General features: G+C 60.6%; 16 protein-coding genes and 1 riboswitch. Of the genes, 6 read left to right on the top strand and 10 right to left on the bottom strand.

Annotation, left to right across the window (positions count from 1 at the left end):
• Window positions 1-10: 10 nt before the first annotated feature.
• The 6 genes from RM192_RS09450 to crtY all read right to left on the bottom strand — a co-directional run bounded on the left by RM192_RS09450 (window position 11) and on the right by crtY (window position 5,941).
• Window positions 11-760 carry a molybdopterin-binding protein gene (locus RM192_RS09450; RefSeq protein ID WP_311507287.1) on the bottom strand — a complete coding sequence of 250 codons (750 nt, stop codon included), beginning with the start codon at window positions 758-760 and terminating at the stop codon, window positions 11-13.
• The gene (locus RM192_RS09445) at window positions 757-1,605 is read right to left on the bottom strand and encodes a cytochrome b/b6 domain-containing protein (protein ID WP_311507286.1); all 849 of its coding nucleotides are present in this window, start codon (window positions 1,603-1,605) and stop codon (window positions 757-759) included. The genes RM192_RS09450 and RM192_RS09445 overlap by 4 nt, the downstream gene beginning before the upstream one ends.
• Window positions 1,606-1,677: 72 nt before the next feature.
• Complete coding sequence (locus RM192_RS09440; RefSeq protein ID WP_311507285.1) at window positions 1,678-2,652, bottom strand: phytoene/squalene synthase family protein; 975 nt, start codon at window positions 2,650-2,652, stop codon at window positions 1,678-1,680.
• 3 nt (window positions 2,653-2,655) lie between these two features.
• On the bottom strand, window positions 2,656-3,237 hold the full coding sequence (locus RM192_RS09435; protein ID WP_311507284.1) for a TIGR00730 family Rossman fold protein: 582 nt from the start codon (window positions 3,235-3,237) through the stop codon (window positions 2,656-2,658).
• Window positions 3,234-4,712 (bottom strand): phytoene desaturase, encoded by a 1,479-nt coding sequence (locus RM192_RS09430; RefSeq protein WP_311507283.1) that lies wholly within the window; start codon window positions 4,710-4,712, stop codon window positions 3,234-3,236. The genes RM192_RS09435 and RM192_RS09430 overlap by 4 nt, the downstream gene beginning before the upstream one ends.
• Window positions 4,709-5,941 (bottom strand): lycopene beta-cyclase CrtY, encoded by a 1,233-nt coding sequence (crtY, locus tag RM192_RS09425; protein WP_311507282.1) that lies wholly within the window; start codon window positions 5,939-5,941, stop codon window positions 4,709-4,711. The genes RM192_RS09430 and crtY overlap by 4 nt, the downstream gene beginning before the upstream one ends.
• Window positions 5,942-6,002: 61 nt before the next feature.
• Between crtY and RM192_RS09420 the strand changes: the two genes are divergently transcribed.
• Window positions 6,003-6,599 (top strand): DUF2585 domain-containing protein, encoded by a 597-nt coding sequence (locus RM192_RS09420; RefSeq protein ID WP_311507281.1) that lies wholly within the window; start codon window positions 6,003-6,005, stop codon window positions 6,597-6,599.
• 57 nt (window positions 6,600-6,656) lie between these two features.
• On the opposite strand, the gene RM192_RS09415 is transcribed toward RM192_RS09420, so the two are convergent.
• On the bottom strand, window positions 6,657-8,210 hold the full coding sequence (locus RM192_RS09415; protein ID WP_311507280.1) for a YadA-like family protein: 1,554 nt from the start codon (window positions 8,208-8,210) through the stop codon (window positions 6,657-6,659).
• A 555-nt stretch (window positions 8,211-8,765) separates the two neighbouring features.
• A riboswitch (TPP riboswitch) is annotated at window positions 8,766-8,874 on the top strand.
• Window positions 8,875-8,904: 30 nt separating this feature from the next.
• Between RM192_RS09415 and thiC the strand changes: the two genes are divergently transcribed.
• On the top strand, window positions 8,905-10,785 hold the full coding sequence (gene thiC / locus RM192_RS09410; protein ID WP_311507279.1) for a phosphomethylpyrimidine synthase ThiC: 1,881 nt from the start codon (window positions 8,905-8,907) through the stop codon (window positions 10,783-10,785).
• A 130-nt stretch (window positions 10,786-10,915) separates the two neighbouring features.
• The gene (locus tag RM192_RS09405) at window positions 10,916-11,365 is read left to right on the top strand and encodes a hypothetical protein (RefSeq protein WP_311507278.1); all 450 of its coding nucleotides are present in this window, start codon (window positions 10,916-10,918) and stop codon (window positions 11,363-11,365) included.
• A 15-nt stretch (window positions 11,366-11,380) separates the two neighbouring features.
• Here RM192_RS09405 and RM192_RS09400 read toward each other — a convergent pair whose 3' ends face one another.
• Window positions 11,381-11,875: a hypothetical protein gene (locus RM192_RS09400; RefSeq protein WP_311507277.1), complete on the bottom strand. Its 495-nt coding sequence runs from the start codon at window positions 11,873-11,875 to the stop codon at window positions 11,381-11,383.
• Window positions 11,876-12,025: 150 nt separating this feature from the next.
• Here RM192_RS09400 and RM192_RS09395 point away from each other — a divergent pair, with 150 nt between their 5' ends.
• Window positions 12,026-12,505: a hypothetical protein gene (locus tag RM192_RS09395; RefSeq protein WP_311507276.1), complete on the top strand. Its 480-nt coding sequence runs from the start codon at window positions 12,026-12,028 to the stop codon at window positions 12,503-12,505.
• 45 nt (window positions 12,506-12,550) lie between these two features.
• Here RM192_RS09395 and RM192_RS09390 read toward each other — a convergent pair whose 3' ends face one another.
• Both RM192_RS09390 and RM192_RS09385 read right to left on the bottom strand, forming a co-directional pair.
• Window positions 12,551-12,685: a hypothetical protein gene (locus RM192_RS09390; protein WP_311507275.1), complete on the bottom strand. Its 135-nt coding sequence runs from the start codon at window positions 12,683-12,685 to the stop codon at window positions 12,551-12,553.
• Window positions 12,686-12,750: 65 nt separating this feature from the next.
• Window positions 12,751-13,218, bottom strand: coding sequence for a YaiI/YqxD family protein (locus RM192_RS09385; protein ID WP_409233801.1), 468 nt, complete (start codon window positions 13,216-13,218; stop codon window positions 12,751-12,753).
• 279 nt (window positions 13,219-13,497) lie between these two features.
• Between RM192_RS09385 and RM192_RS09380 the strand changes: the two genes are divergently transcribed.
• On the top strand, window positions 13,498-13,704 hold the full coding sequence (locus RM192_RS09380) for a cold-shock protein (RefSeq protein ID WP_311507274.1): 207 nt from the start codon (window positions 13,498-13,500) through the stop codon (window positions 13,702-13,704).
• 92 nt (window positions 13,705-13,796) lie between these two features.
• On the top strand, window positions 13,797-14,180 hold the full coding sequence (locus RM192_RS09375) for a nuclear transport factor 2 family protein (RefSeq protein WP_311507273.1): 384 nt from the start codon (window positions 13,797-13,799) through the stop codon (window positions 14,178-14,180).
• Window positions 14,181-14,209 lie beyond the last annotated feature (29 nt).

Here is a 14,209-nt window from a genome sequence, read left to right as displayed (position 1 = left end):
TGGCTGCAGATCAGATTCCGGCGTACCACTGATAGCCGGAATGGTCCTCCCAGTAGCCACCCTTGCCGCCGTGGATGCCGGCAAGAGTGGCGACCGCTTCGATCTTCATCACGTACTTGGCCTGCTTGTACCCGAGTTGCCGCTCCACCCGCAGCCGGACTGGAGCTCCGTGCTCGACGCTGAGGGGCTGGCGGTTCATTGTGTGGGCTAGGATGGTCTGCGGATGCATGGCCTCTGCAATGTCGATGCTCTCGTAGTATGGCGTTCCCGAGAAATCATCTGCGCAATGGAACACAACGTACTGTGCTTTCGAAGAAATTCCGGCGTAGCGCAAGATTGGGCCTAGCGGCGTCCCTGTCCATTCGCCGATAGCGCTCCAGCCCTCCACGCAGTCATGCCGGGTAATCTGCGTCCGCTGCGGACCAGCTTTCAATTGCGCCATTGTCAGCCCCATTGGCCGGGATACCAGTCCAGCAATCTCCAGCTTCCAGTCCGCAAATCCGCCATTCATCAACGCCGCATAGTCCGGCGAAGCGGGCATCCGATTGCCGTTGACCCTGAACCGGGGCGACAGGTCCGCGCGGGTGAATTCCGGCGCCAGGGCATTGCGATCGGTGACAAGGCGCTGGCCACTGAGCGTAGCCTTCTCGCCGAGGGTCAGCACCTTCCGCACTGTCGGCGACGTTGTGATCCTGTCACAGCTCGACAGGATCAGACCAGTAGCTCCAACCAGAGCTGAGCGACGAGATAGCAAAGTCATGGCTGTGTCTCCTCGCGGGGCGCGGGCAGGCGATACCATCCGGTAATCATGGAGCGCAGTTCATTGATGGGGCCAGCGAGAACCACCATCAGAAGATGAATGAAGATGAATGCGCAAAGACCTGCAGCACATAGAAAATGAATAGACCTTGCTGACTGCCGGCCACCGAACACGTCAAGCAGGAAGGGGAAGGCCGCGTTTAGTGTCGGTGACATGGTCATGCCGGTCAGCACCACCAGCGGGATCAGCACGAAGATTACGCTGAGATAGGCGATTTTCTGCAAAGCATTGTAGGACCGCGCAGCCTCACCAGTCGGGAAGCGCAGGCGGGCGTGGCTCTTGATGTCCACCCACAAGTGCGAAAGTCCGCGTTCTTCACGTTTAAGAGCAAGGTCACGCGACAAGTGCTTGGAGAAAATAGAATATATTACAAAAGCGATGAGCGATACAACCAGCACCCAAGCGAAAAAGAAGTGCCACTGACGCCCTTCCGCCAAGCTGTAGTAACTGGGTATTGTTACCAGAGGGGGAAAGGCGCGGATGGAGTGCTCGGTCCAGCCGAGGAAGCCGGTGGTGGGAATTTCAAGTCCGGCGAGATAGAGGTATCCCTCTTGTCCCCGCCGCCCGATCACCAGCCAAGGGTCATCATAGTTCGCACCATAGGCACCCCAGTAGAGGCGTGGATGGGCGTTGAAGATCGTCGCACCGCTCATCAGCATCACGAAGATCGTGAGAGCATTGATCCAGTGCCAGATCCGCACGGGCAGTTTCGTTCGGTAAACGACCTTGTCTGCCTGAGCAGTCCCGTCACTCTGTAACGTCACGGAAGGCGTGTTTGCATCCATCACCGGCTCCCCAGAACAGTTTGCGTGATGCTGCCACATTCTGGTCCACGAGCAAGCGTATTGCTTGGACCGTCATGTTTGCTTGAATGGATTGTGCCGCGCCAGCGCAATCAGGTCTGATCTGCTGAACCGGCGTTCGCTGGCAAGATAGATGCTGGCACGAGGCACCGGGCGCAAAGCAGCGATTGCTGCCTTGCCGATGAAACCAACCTTTCTGGCGTTACTAACGACAGTTCGGTGGTCCCAAGCGTGATGACCGCGCCGCTCTACCTCACGCGCGATTTCCCCATAAATGGCCGCTGCTGCAAGGATGGCCCAGCGCTGGCGTCCTTTCAGCCGGGCCGCGCCGATCCGCGCCGAGGCTTCGTGGACACGTGAGGCATGGCACATCCGCTTGACTATCCGCGTCAGGGCCGGGCGGAAATGGGGCTTCATTTGCTCGCCAGGCGGAATGTCTTCCTCGGCCATCCAGTCCAGCGGGATGTAGCAGCGGTCGGCAGCGTCATCCTCGTCGATATCGCGCGCGATGTTGGCCAATTGGAAGGCAAGGCCGAGATCGCATGCCCGGTCCAGCGTATCCTTGTCCTGTGGCGAAACACCCATGACCACGGCCATCATTACGCCAACTGCACCTGCGACATGCCAGCAGTACCGCATCAGATCTGCTTCGGAGTGCGGCTGCCACCCCGCTGCATCGAGCGCAAACCCGTCGATGACGGCACCCGCCATTTCAAGCGTAAGTCCGGTCTCGCGCGCTACCAGCCCGAGCGCGTCGAACGCCGGATCTCCGGTATCTCGCCCGGCAAAGGTCAGTGTCGTCAGCTCTCGGACCATTTGCAACCGTTCAGCCGCACCACTCTGGTCACCTAGCGCTCCGCCGTGGTCTTGCGCATCGACGATGTCGTCGCAGCGGCGGCACCATGCATATAGCAGCCACACCCGCTCACGCGTCTTGCTGTCGAACAGGTAGCTGGCAGCAGCGAAGCTTTTGGAGCCCTTGAGAATTGCCTTGCGAGCGTTACTAACGAGGCCAGGACGATCAACCATGGGTCACAGATCATCTGCTTTCATCGCGAAGATCGGCACATGTGGTTCATGCGTGGCCATTCTCGCGAGCAGGAGATCAAGGCTCGGCTCTGCGAGGATAATGCCGGCGTGGGCCTCACGGATAAAGCCGACCTCGATCATGTGGCGGTTGAACGCGATCAGGTGATCGAAGAAACCGAAGGCGTTGAGCAGGCCCACCGGCTTGGCGTGGTAGCCCAATTGTGCCCAGCTGACCGCTTCCCACAGTTCATCCATGGTGCCGACCCCGCCGGGAATCGTAAGGAATCCGTCGGAAAGGTCAGTGAAGCGCTTCTTGCGTTCGTGCATGCCCGGCACAACATGTAGTTGCGTGCAGTCGTTGTTGGCAACCTCGCTGCCTACGAGGGCTTCGGGGATGACACCGATCACCTCGCCCCCTGCATCCAGCGCGCCATAAGCCACCGCCCCCATCAGGCCGAGGCGGCCTCCGCCGTAGACGACACCGATCCCGCGCAGGGCCAGTTCCTGTCCCACCTCGCGCGCGAGCGCAACGTAACGGCCATCGGTCGGCGAGGCAGAGCCGCAATAGACGGCGATGCGCTTCACGCAAGGTCCTCCAGCATCAGCCCGGCCGTCGCCTTGGCTGAGCCAACCACGCCCGGAATGCCGGCGCCGGGGTGGGTGCCCGCGCCGACAAGGTAGAAGTTCGAGATCGTATCGTCACGGTTGTGCGCCCGGAACCAAGCGCTCTGCGTCAGCAGGGGCTCGAGGCTGAACGCGCTGCCAAGGTGGGCGGACAGGTCGGTCTTGAAGTCGCTCGGCGCGTAGCTGAACTTCGTTACGATACGCGAATGGATGTCCGGGATCAGCCTGCGGCCCACTTCATCGAGGATGCGCTTTTCGAGAATCGGGCCCACCTCGTCCCAATCGACCGGCAGCTTGCCCATGTTTGCCACCGGCACCAGCGCATAGAACGTGCTCATCCCCTCGGGCGCAACGGACGGGTCCGTGACCGTGGGATGGTGCAGGTAGATCGAGAAATCCTCGGGCAGAACGCCGTGGGTGTAGATGTCGTCGAGCAGCCCCTTGTAGCGCGGACCGAACAGAATCATGTGATGCGGAATGCCCGGCCACGTGCCTTCAAGGCCAAAGTGAACGACAAACAGGCTTGGTGAAAAACGCTTTTTCGACAAAGCTTTTGTGCGGCGTTTTGCATGTGAATTATCAGACATCAGGTCGCGGTAGGAATGCATCAGGTCAGCGTTGGACGCGACTGCGTCAAACTGCCCGGACCAGCCGCTCTTCGTTTCCACCCCGGTCACGCGCGTGCCCAGCGTTGAAATGTGGGTAACCGGATCGCCCATCCGGACTTCGCCGCCGAGCCTCCGGAAATGGGTGACCATACCTTCAATCAGCTTGTTGGTGCCGCCGCGCGCCCACCACACGCCGCCATTCTTCTCCAGCTTGTGGATCAGGGCATAGATCGCGCTCGTGGTCATCGGGTTACCGCCGACCAGCAGCGAATGGAAACTGAAGGCTTCGCGCAGCTTCTCGTGCTTCACGAAGCTCGAAACCATCGAATAGACCGAGCGCCAAGCCTGATAGCGCGCAAGGGCAGGGGCCGCCTTGATCATGCTGGCAAAGTCGAGGAACGGCACTGCGCCAAGCTTGACATAGCCCTCTTCCAGCACGCCGGCGGAGTATTCGAGAAAATCGTCATAGCCCGCAACGTCGGCCGGGTTCAGCTTCGCGATTTCTGCCTTGAGGCTGGCATCGTCGTTTGAATAATCGAAATTGGTGCCGTCACCCCAGTTGAGGCGGTAGAACGGCATGACCGGCATCAGGTCGACATCGTCGGCCATGCGGTGACCCTTGAGCGACCACAATTCCTGCAGGCACGAAGGATCGGTGATGACCGTTGGCCCGGCGTCGAACGTGAAGCCGTCCTTTTCCCAAACGTAGGCGCGTCCACCCGGCTTGTCGCGCGCTTCTACGAGCGTGGTCTGCACCCCGCCCGATTGCAGCCTGATCGCCAGAGCGAGCCCGCCAAATCCGGCGCCAATGACACAAGCACGCTTCATGCGCGATTTCCTGAAAACGAGAGGGGTTTTGGTTTGTTGCCGAGACCGGACAGTACGCCGATGGCTTTGCCAATCGGAACCGGTGGCTTGCCGACAAGGATGCGGGCTTTATCCAAGCTGGTGAGGCGGCCAGCGTAGAAACGTTCGATCAGGCCACGATCGAGCCGGTAGAAGCGCTCCAGCACACGGTAGCGATCCGCGGGATGAGCAGCCCCAAACAACATGGCGGCCAGCGCGCGCATGAAGCCCGACCGATTCCAGTGCTGCCGCGACCATGCTTCGCTGAAGCGGGCTAGGGCCGGGCCTGACAGGTCATCCTCACGGGCGAGTGCAAGAGCATAGCGCACGGCATCAGGCAATGAATAGCTTGTCACCGCCTGGAACAGTCCGGCGCGTGCCCCGGCGCGTGCCACGGCGCCACCGGTGGAGCGCCAGAACCCGTCAAAATCACCGCCCGCAACTACTGGCAAGACCCCATGTTCCTGTCCCAGAATTTCGCTGACCTGCCATCCGCGGGCTTTGGCATAGTCGGCTATGCGGGCGGCAAGGGCAGGTGTGTCGAGAGCGGGGTTGTCGGAATAATAGGTGTCCTCGACAAATACTTCATCGACCGCGAAAGGCAGGCAATAGACGAAGCGATAGCCGTCATGTTGCTCGACGGTCGCGTCCTTTACGACGGGAGCATCGAGACCATGGGGCGCGGTCAACTTCAGGCGCTGCCCCAGGAACTTCTGCCAACCACCTGTCAAGTGGCCTGAATTTCGAATGCCGCGCGCATCAATAACGGCTCCTGCCTCGATCCGCGTGCCGTCCGACAATGTCGCATTCGTGGCGCTGCAGGCAAGCGCGCGAACCCCGGCGACGATCTCTTCTTCGCCGAGGGCCGAACGCACCACCGCATTGAATCGTTCTGATGCGATCGAGTAATAGCTGGTTTTGAGTTTGCGCCGGAAAGAAGGGAACGCGACGGTGTATTCAGGCCACGCCGCAACGACCATTCCGCCCAGCAGTTCGCGCCCGGCTTTGCCCACGTCGGAGCCGAAAAACGACCAGATGTGATTTCCGCCGAGATTCTCGCCCTGCTCGACCAGCAGTAGAGAAAGTTCGGGCCGCGCTCGTCGCAAGGCAAGCGCGACGAGTCCGCCAGCGAGGCCTCCGCCCAAGATAGCAATGTCGCATCGCCTTGCCGTCATATCCAAGCGCTTAGGGACATGCAGTTGCCGGTGCAACCATGCCCTTGTGCCTCGATCGGGCACACGTCAGAAAGGGCAGGGACATCGGGGGATGGTGATGAACAACAATCGAAGCACGCTGCTGCCGGACAGGGCGGGCAAACTGGCTGCCATCGGGGTGGCGCTCGGGATCGTGATCATCCTGCTCGGCATGCACCGACCTCCAATCTGCCCCTGCGGCACGATTCGGCTGTGGCAAGGTGTTGTCGAATCGGCAGAAAACAGCCAACAGATTTCGGACTGGTACAGCTTCAGCCACATGATCCATGGATTTCTGTTCTATGGCGCTGCGCATCTGATCTGGCGGCGCATCGGCTTCGTGACGCTATCGCCGGTCTGGGCACTTGCGCTTGCGGTGCTGGTCGAAGGATCCTGGGAGATCCTCGAAAACTCTCCGATCATCATCGACCGCTATCGCTCGGTCACCGTGTCATACGGCTATTCGGGCGACAGCGTACTCAATTCCGCTGCTGACATGGGGTTCATGGCGCTGGGATTCCTTTTTGCCGCGCGCCTGCCGGCAGGCCTGACAATTGCGGTAGCCCTACTGTTTGAAGTGTTCACGCTGTTCATGATCCGTGACAACCTGACGCTCAACGTCCTGATGCTGGCCACGCCGATAGAATCCGTGCGCCAATGGCAAGCTGCGGGATAGAGGTTGCCTGACCAATCGGACCGGCAGATGACGTCTGCCGGTCCGTGATCAGTTGCCTCAGAACTCGCCTGCTACGCCGACACGAACGGCAGTATTGGCGCCACCGCCATAGGCAATGCCGGCAGTGACGGCCAACGGGTTCGGTCCGCGCAGGCGCATGGCGAGCGAAGCTGCCACGGCCTGCTCGTCGCGGAAGTTGGCGACGTTGACCGTATAAGCGACCTTGCCCGGCGCTGACGGCATGGCCGCCGGCGTCATGGCGACCGCTGCCGCAATGCCTTGACGCGAATCCTTGCGGTCTTGCGACACTGTCCGTTCAAGCGCCCCCACACGCCCGGTCAGCGAAAACATGCTGTTGGTCAAGCCATTGATCTGGGTTTGCAAACGCCCGTCCGCTGCGGCGCGGGCATTGGCTTCGGCAGTATCGGCAGCGGCGCGCACGGCGGATTCATTGACGATGCGCCGTTGCAACCCGGCGTCGCCAGCCACGCGGGCGGTAGTTTCATTCCGGATGCCGGTGACCAGCACGGCGTCAGCCGCAAGGCGCTGTTGGGTTTCTGTATCGAGCTGTGCCTTGTTCACCGCGTCGGTATCACTGATGGCATTGGCAACGTTGACCACGCGCCGTTCTGCGCCGGCCGCCCCCACTGAAACGGTGTTTGCCCGGTCAGCCAGCGAATTGGCACCAAGAGCGACGGAATTGGCAGCGCGGGCTTCAGCGCTGTCGCCGATGGCGACATTGCCCGCGCCATTGGCGTTGCTAGCAACACCGATTGCGACAGCACCGTTGCCAAGCGCCCGGTTCGTGTCACCAATGGCCACTGCGCCATTGCCAGTTGCCGTGTTGTCGGCACCGATGGCGACAGCGCCGGTTCCGGTCGCAATGTTGGGATCACCAAGAGCGACCGCGCCATTGCCATTCGCCTGCTGGCCCTGTCCCAACGCCACTGCGCCATTCCCGCTCGCTGACGACCCACTGCCTCCAGCAAGCGAACCATCGCCTTCAGAGTTCTGGATCGGACTATTGGTGGCGATGAGCTCGACGACCTGACCGAGGTTGACCGCGTCGCCTGCATTCACGGCGCTGCCGAGGTTGGTGATGCGGCTGCCGTTCATGTTGATCCCGTCGGTCACCGAGACGGTTTGCGTGCTGAGGCCGTTCTCGTCGAGGCGCGTCGTTTCACGCGCCAACACGTCATAACCAACGGCCAGAGGCGAGACGAATACGCTGCTCGGGCTGCCATCGGGATTTGGGGCGAATGATGAAGGCGTTATCACGGCCGAGTTCTGCTCGGCAGCGATGACCGTGGCAGACCCCTCGATCTTGCCGAAGACAAGTGCACCACTTTCATCGGTGCCATGGTAATTGCCCTGCAAGGCGGTTGAATTTTCGACAACAGCGGAAGGATCGATCGAGGCCAGCGAGAATGTGTATTCGCCGCCCAGTTCTGTCTCGACCGTCTCATTTTGCACATCGACACTGATGGACCGCACATCCAGCGAATGGATGTCGTAATTCGAGAACTGCGCCAGCGGTTGCTGGAAAAATCCGGCCACAAACGGCGCGCTTGCGTTATCGGTCGTGGTCGATAGCGAACCGGTATAGGTCATAGCGGCTTCCACTCGCGCGGCATCGGCTGAAAACAGCGCTTGGGGAGGTAAACCAAAAAACGAGCCCGGCGCCGTGGGAAAGGTTGCTCCGCCAATCTGCAGTTGTCCGTCGAAACTGACCTCCTCGGTATGTGTGATGACCGATCGTCCTGGCACGCCGGGCGCCGGTGCAACGGTCACCACCGGAGTTGAATGCGTACGAGTCCCTGTGACCTGGCATATTGAAAGTGGATTGAAGAAGGCTCCACCACATTGCGTGTCGGCAATTGGAATCTGAACCGGAACAAGTGTTTGGGCCTGGGCCGGAGCCATTTGCAAGCCAGCCACAAGCGCGCAGAAGCTTACCGAATTACGGATCTTGATTTGCAGCGATACCATGTTTGCTCCCCCTTTTCCGGCGTCCCACCGGCGGGGGAAGGGTATTCATTGATTGGTGGAGATCAACGTATTTTTACGAATTGACAAACCTGAGTGGCCCTTTTGCGTTAACTGCCTTGCATTGCAGACCATTACTCAATGGTCGGTTGCCCCCCGGGCAATACCTGCCTAAAAGGTCTTCATACCCCGGGGAGCCAGTGCTTGGCTGAGAGGGGCAGGTCACGCTGCCCGACCCGTCGAACCTGAACCCGTTAGCACGGGCGGAGGGAGGGCCGGCCAGAACCGCGCGCTCGTTCCGTCCTGAAAAGGAACGCGCATGGCCGACATCAACAGCAAGCTCGAAATCGGGGTCACCACCGGCCCTATCCGTGGTAGCCGCAAGATCCACGTCGAGAGCCTGCGTTTCCCCGATGTGCGCGTGGCGATGCGCGAGATTGCACTTGAGCCGTCGAGCGGCGAGCCCCCGGTTCGCGTTTACGACACCTCTGGGCCGTTCACCGATCCCACTGCAACCATCGATATCGCCGCTGGACTCCCGCAACTGCGCCGTGACTGGATCATGGCGCGCGGCGACGTCGAGGAATACGACGCGCGCGAGGTCAAGCCGGAAGACAACGGCCTCAAGGGGCCTGACCGTTCGGCAGGTGTCCCTGCATTCCCCAATGTCATCAAGCGCCCCTTACGCGCCAAGGCGGGTGCAAACGTCAGTCAGATGCATTACGCCCGCAAGGGCATCATCACGCCCGAGATGGAATATGTCGCCATCCGCGAAAACATTGGCCGCAAGCAGGCCAAGGAAGCGCTGATCCGCGATGGGCAGGACTGGGGCGCATCGATCCCCGATTACGTCACTCCCGAATTCGTCCGCGACGAAGTGGCCCGTGGCCGCGCGATCATTCCGAACAACATCAACCATCCTGAATCCGAACCGATGGCCATCGGCCGCAACTTCCTCGTCAAGATCAATGCCAACATCGGCAACTCCGCTGTCGCGTCTGACGTGGCGAGCGAAGTCGACAAGATGGTCTGGTCGATCCGCTGGGGCGCCGATACCGTGATGGACCTGAGCACGGGCCGCAACATTCACGACACGCGCGAATGGATCATCCGCAACAGCCCTGTGCCGATCGGCACCGTGCCGATCTATCAGGCGCTCGAAAAGGTTGGCGGCGTCGCCGAAGACCTGACTTGGGAGGTGTTCCGCGATACGCTGATCGAGCAGGCAGAGCAAGGCGTCGACTACTTCACGATCCATGCGGGCGTGCGGCTGCCTTACATCCCGCTCGCTGCCAAGCGCATGACCGGCATCGTCAGCCGTGGTGGATCAATCATGGCCAAATGGTGCCTTGCGCATCACAAGGAATCTTTCCTCTACGACCATTTTGACGACATCACCGAGATCATGAAGGCGTATGACGTCGCCTATTCGCTTGGCGACGGCCTGCGCCCCGGCTCGATCTACGACGCCAACGATGAAGCTCAATTCGCCGAGCTCTACACGCTTGGCGAACTCACCAAGCGTGCGTGGGAGCAGGACGTTCAGGTGATGATCGAAGGCCCCGGCCATGTGCCGATGCACAAGATCAAGGAGAACATGACCAAGCAGCTTGAGGCGTGCGGAGAAGCGCCGTTCTACACGCTGGGGCCCTTGGTTACCGACATCGCGCCGGGTTACGACCACATTACCAGCGGTATCGGTGCGGCGCAGATCGGGTGGTACGGCACGGCGATGCTCTGCTACGTCACGCCCAAGGAGCACCTCGGCCTGCCGGACCGCGACGACGTAAAGGTCGGCGTGATTACCTACAAGCTGGCCGCTCACGCCGCCGATCTGGCGAAGGGCCACCCGGCCGCGCAGGTCCGCGACGATGCGCTGAGCAAGGCCCGCTTCGAATTCCGCTGGCGCGACCAGTTTAACTTGTCGCTCGATCCCGAAACAGCCGAGCAGTACCACGACCAGACCCTGCCGGCAGAGGGTGCCAAGACCGCGCATTTCTGCAGCATGTGCGGCCCGAAGTTCTGCTCGATGAAGATCAGCCAGGAAGTCCGCGAATTCGCCGCCAAGCAGAATGCCGGAATCGAAACCTTCGTTGCCAATGAAGCAGAAGCCGAAGCCGGAATGAAGGCGATGAGCGAAAAATACCACGAAGGTGGCCGCGAGCTCTACATCGGCGCCGGCGGCCGCGAACACGACTGATTGTTGGTAGTCCCTCCTGCCGCAGATGGCAGGAGGGACTCCGCCGCAGCAACAGCCTCCCGGCTCCAAACGGAACCGACCTGCGTCTGCATCATTCCCATGAACGACGGGAACGATGCAGGAGGTGCAAGTGGCAATTGCCGGACCGCTGGGATTGATCGTCGGGCTTGGCGCAGTGCTGGGCGCAGCGACCTCGCAGGTGATACCGACCCGACTCGTCGATGGCGGCTCGCGTCCTTGGGGAGCGATCAATCCCGAACGATATCCCGAAATCGTGGCCGTAACCTATGACTCTGCATCTGGGGTCTATTTCGCGCCAAAGGCCTACACTGCCGTTTCTCCGGTCATCCCGATGGGGCCATGGGATTCCCTGCCTGGTGACAATTACGAGCCGGTCACGTTCGAGGACGAGCATCTCGCCGATGTCACCGCCTATGCAGCGCCTGTAAATTCGGACAACATGAACTACGCCCAAGACGCCGAACAAGCTGACGAACCGGTGGCTGACACCAGCGCAGCACAGCCTGCTACCGATGTTCCGGATGATGTCGTGGCACAGTCTGGCGAGGCTGGAGCGTAACGGCGCAGCCTGCGTTCAGCCCATTTTTTCGAGAAGAATTGCCGCCCACACCATCAGGTTCAGCGCGCCTCCGGCGATGGTCCAACGGATGGCATGTCGCAGCAACTGTGCCTGTGCATCTATCGAATGAATGAAACTAGCGAACAGCCGCTGGCGCAAGGCGGCGTCATTATCAAGGCCTTCGGCATCGAACTCTTCGCCCAGCAGCATGGCACGCAGCGCAAGAAAACACGAGACGACCAACGGCGCGAGTGCAACGAGGTTGGCGAAGACCAACGTCGGCTGTGTCGATGCATCAAGCGAGAGCGGCGCACCGGGGCTGGCCGAGATCGGATGGGTGCCGATGGTGATCAACAGGGCATTGAAACCCAGCATTGCACCCAGCCTGACCGAAAGATCGAGATCACGGTTTTCCAGAAATTCAAGGTCGGCGATGAACCCCGCTTCAGGCGGCTCTCCGCGCATGGTCTGAAATGCGCGCAGTCTGGAGCGGAATGAATGCGGTGTCATGGCTGGTGGTTTTAGGCACTGCAATTCGCTTGGGCAACAGCCGCAATCACGGTCTTGCGCCGGTCACGGGAACGTCCACGCCGTCCATCCATTGCAGTTCCACAAAAGGGCGACAGTCGCGCGCCCCTCTCATGAAGTGGAGTAGGCGCCATGAACAAGGCCCTTATGCTTTCTGCCCTCGCTGCAGCAACCCTGACAGGTGCATGCACCAGTACCGGCTATGACCGGCCCGGCTACGCCAATGGCGACGAGTGGGGCTATTACGATCAGGGGTATTATGCCCAGAACGGTCGCTATGACTACAACAGCCCAGACCCTCGTTATGGGGACCGTTACGAGGCCGACCGTTACTACCGCAACAATGGCCGCTACCGCGAACGTCAGCTTTCCTATGACGACCGCGTGTACCGTGGCCGGGACAATCGCTACTATTGCCGCCGGTCGGATGGTTCGACCGGGCTGATCATCGGCGGGCTTGGCGGTGCGGCAGTAGGCGCAGCCATTGCGCCGGGCGACAGCAGGCCGCTCGGTGCCATCATCGGTGCAATCGGCGGCGCGGCAGTTGGCGCAGCGGTCGACAGCGGCAATCGCAACAACAACAACAGCCGTAGCAACGTTCGCTGCCGCTAATGCCACGTCCCCCCTCCCGCTTGCGGGAGGGGTAGGGCGCCAGCTTCAGGTCTTTTTCATGTTATCGAGGCCTGCAACGACACCGACCTTCTGGGATGGGTTGGATGCGTTGAGCTTCTTGGGTTTTTCCGCCTTGGGCTTGCGGATTTCCTTGCTCGACTTCTTCTGGCTCTTCGCCATTATCGTTCTCCGGCGGGCGGTTGCCCTTGTCCAGAGCTAGGCCTTTCCACCGCCAATAGCGAACCTTAACGTGCCAGACGACCGAGCGTTTCGTCCAGCGCTGACAAGAAGCGCGATCGGTCGGTCTTGGAGAACGGGGCAGGGCCGCCGATGATATCGCCGCCCGCCCGCAAATCCGCCATGATCGCGCGGGTGGCAATCTGGCTGCCGATCGAACTGGTGGTAAATGGTTTCCCGGCTGGCGAAAGCACGCAGGCCCCAGCTTTGAGACACCGATCCGCAAGAAGGATGTCGGCGGTAACTACCACCGATTTTCGGCCGGTCGCCTCGGCGATCCAGTCATCCGCGGCGTCGAACCCGTCGCTCACCACGATCCGCCGGACCAGTGGATGCACAGGCACGCGGAACGGAGAATTGCTGACGACGATGACGGGGACTGCTCGCCGGAAAGCAACCTTGTAGATTTCCTCCTTCACCGGGCAAGCGTCACCATCGACGAGGATCTGGATGGAATCGTGCGTTATCTCGGTCATGCTGAAGCCCTTAACCGGAACTGTCAGGTTAGGCCAATCTCTGGCCGGACATGGGTCACATGTCCGGAATGATTAGGTAATGGGTCTGCCCCATGCTAATGCGCCGCCGCTGACGTTGAACTTTGCAACGGACTTCGGCAGAAAATCTCCACCTATCCCGGCCTTCACGGCCCGGCCAAGGCGGCTTTTGACGACGACTTCCTTTCGAATGACGATCCGACGCACGGCCAGTGCGCACTCTTGCGCCCGGGCAACCATCGTTCTCGAAAGGAACAGCTCATGCCAGTAGGCACCGTGAAATTCTTCAATACCGACAAGGGCTATGGCTTCATTCAGCCTGACAACGGCGGCACCGACAGCTTCGTGCACATCTCGGCCGTTCAGGCTGCCGGCATGGCGACCCTCGAGCGCGACCAGCGCCTGAGCTACGAAGTCGAAACCGGCCGTAACGGCAAGGCTTCGGCCATCAATCTCGCTTCGGCCTGATTGGGTAAAGCATTTCCGGCGGCTGGGCGTAACGCTCGCCGCCGGGATTGCCCCTCTTTTCAATACCCGGCTATCCTGCCAAAGGCAGAGAAATGACCGCCGATCCCGCCATCCGCTTGGCCCGCGCCGAATTCAACCGCGCGCTTGCGACCGCAGATCTTGCCGCGATTGGTCCCCTGTTATCCCCTGATGTTGTGCTGGTGACCGGCACCGATAGCGCTGTGATCGTGGGCCGCAAAGCCCAGTTGCTCGCGTGGAAGCGCGAATTCGCAGTGCCTGACCGCACGCTCTATACCCGTACGACTGAAACCATTGCGCCATCTGCCGCCGAACCTATCGCCATGGAGCTTGGCCGCTGGCAGGCTGTTTCGGCGGGGGTACGGCAGCACATAGCCTCTGGCACTTACGCGGCCAAATGGCGCAAAGTTCGCGAACAATGGGTTCTCGTCGCGGAGATTTTCGTCACGCTCGCATGAACGGTCAAGACCTCCGTAATTATGCGTAA

This window comes from Novosphingobium sp. MMS21-SN21R, from assembly GCF_031846015.1.
Classification (GTDB): domain Bacteria; phylum Pseudomonadota; class Alphaproteobacteria; order Sphingomonadales; family Sphingomonadaceae; genus Novosphingobium.
The sequence above is the reverse complement of the archived record's forward strand: the minus strand, read 5'-3'. Positions and strand labels throughout refer to the sequence as shown.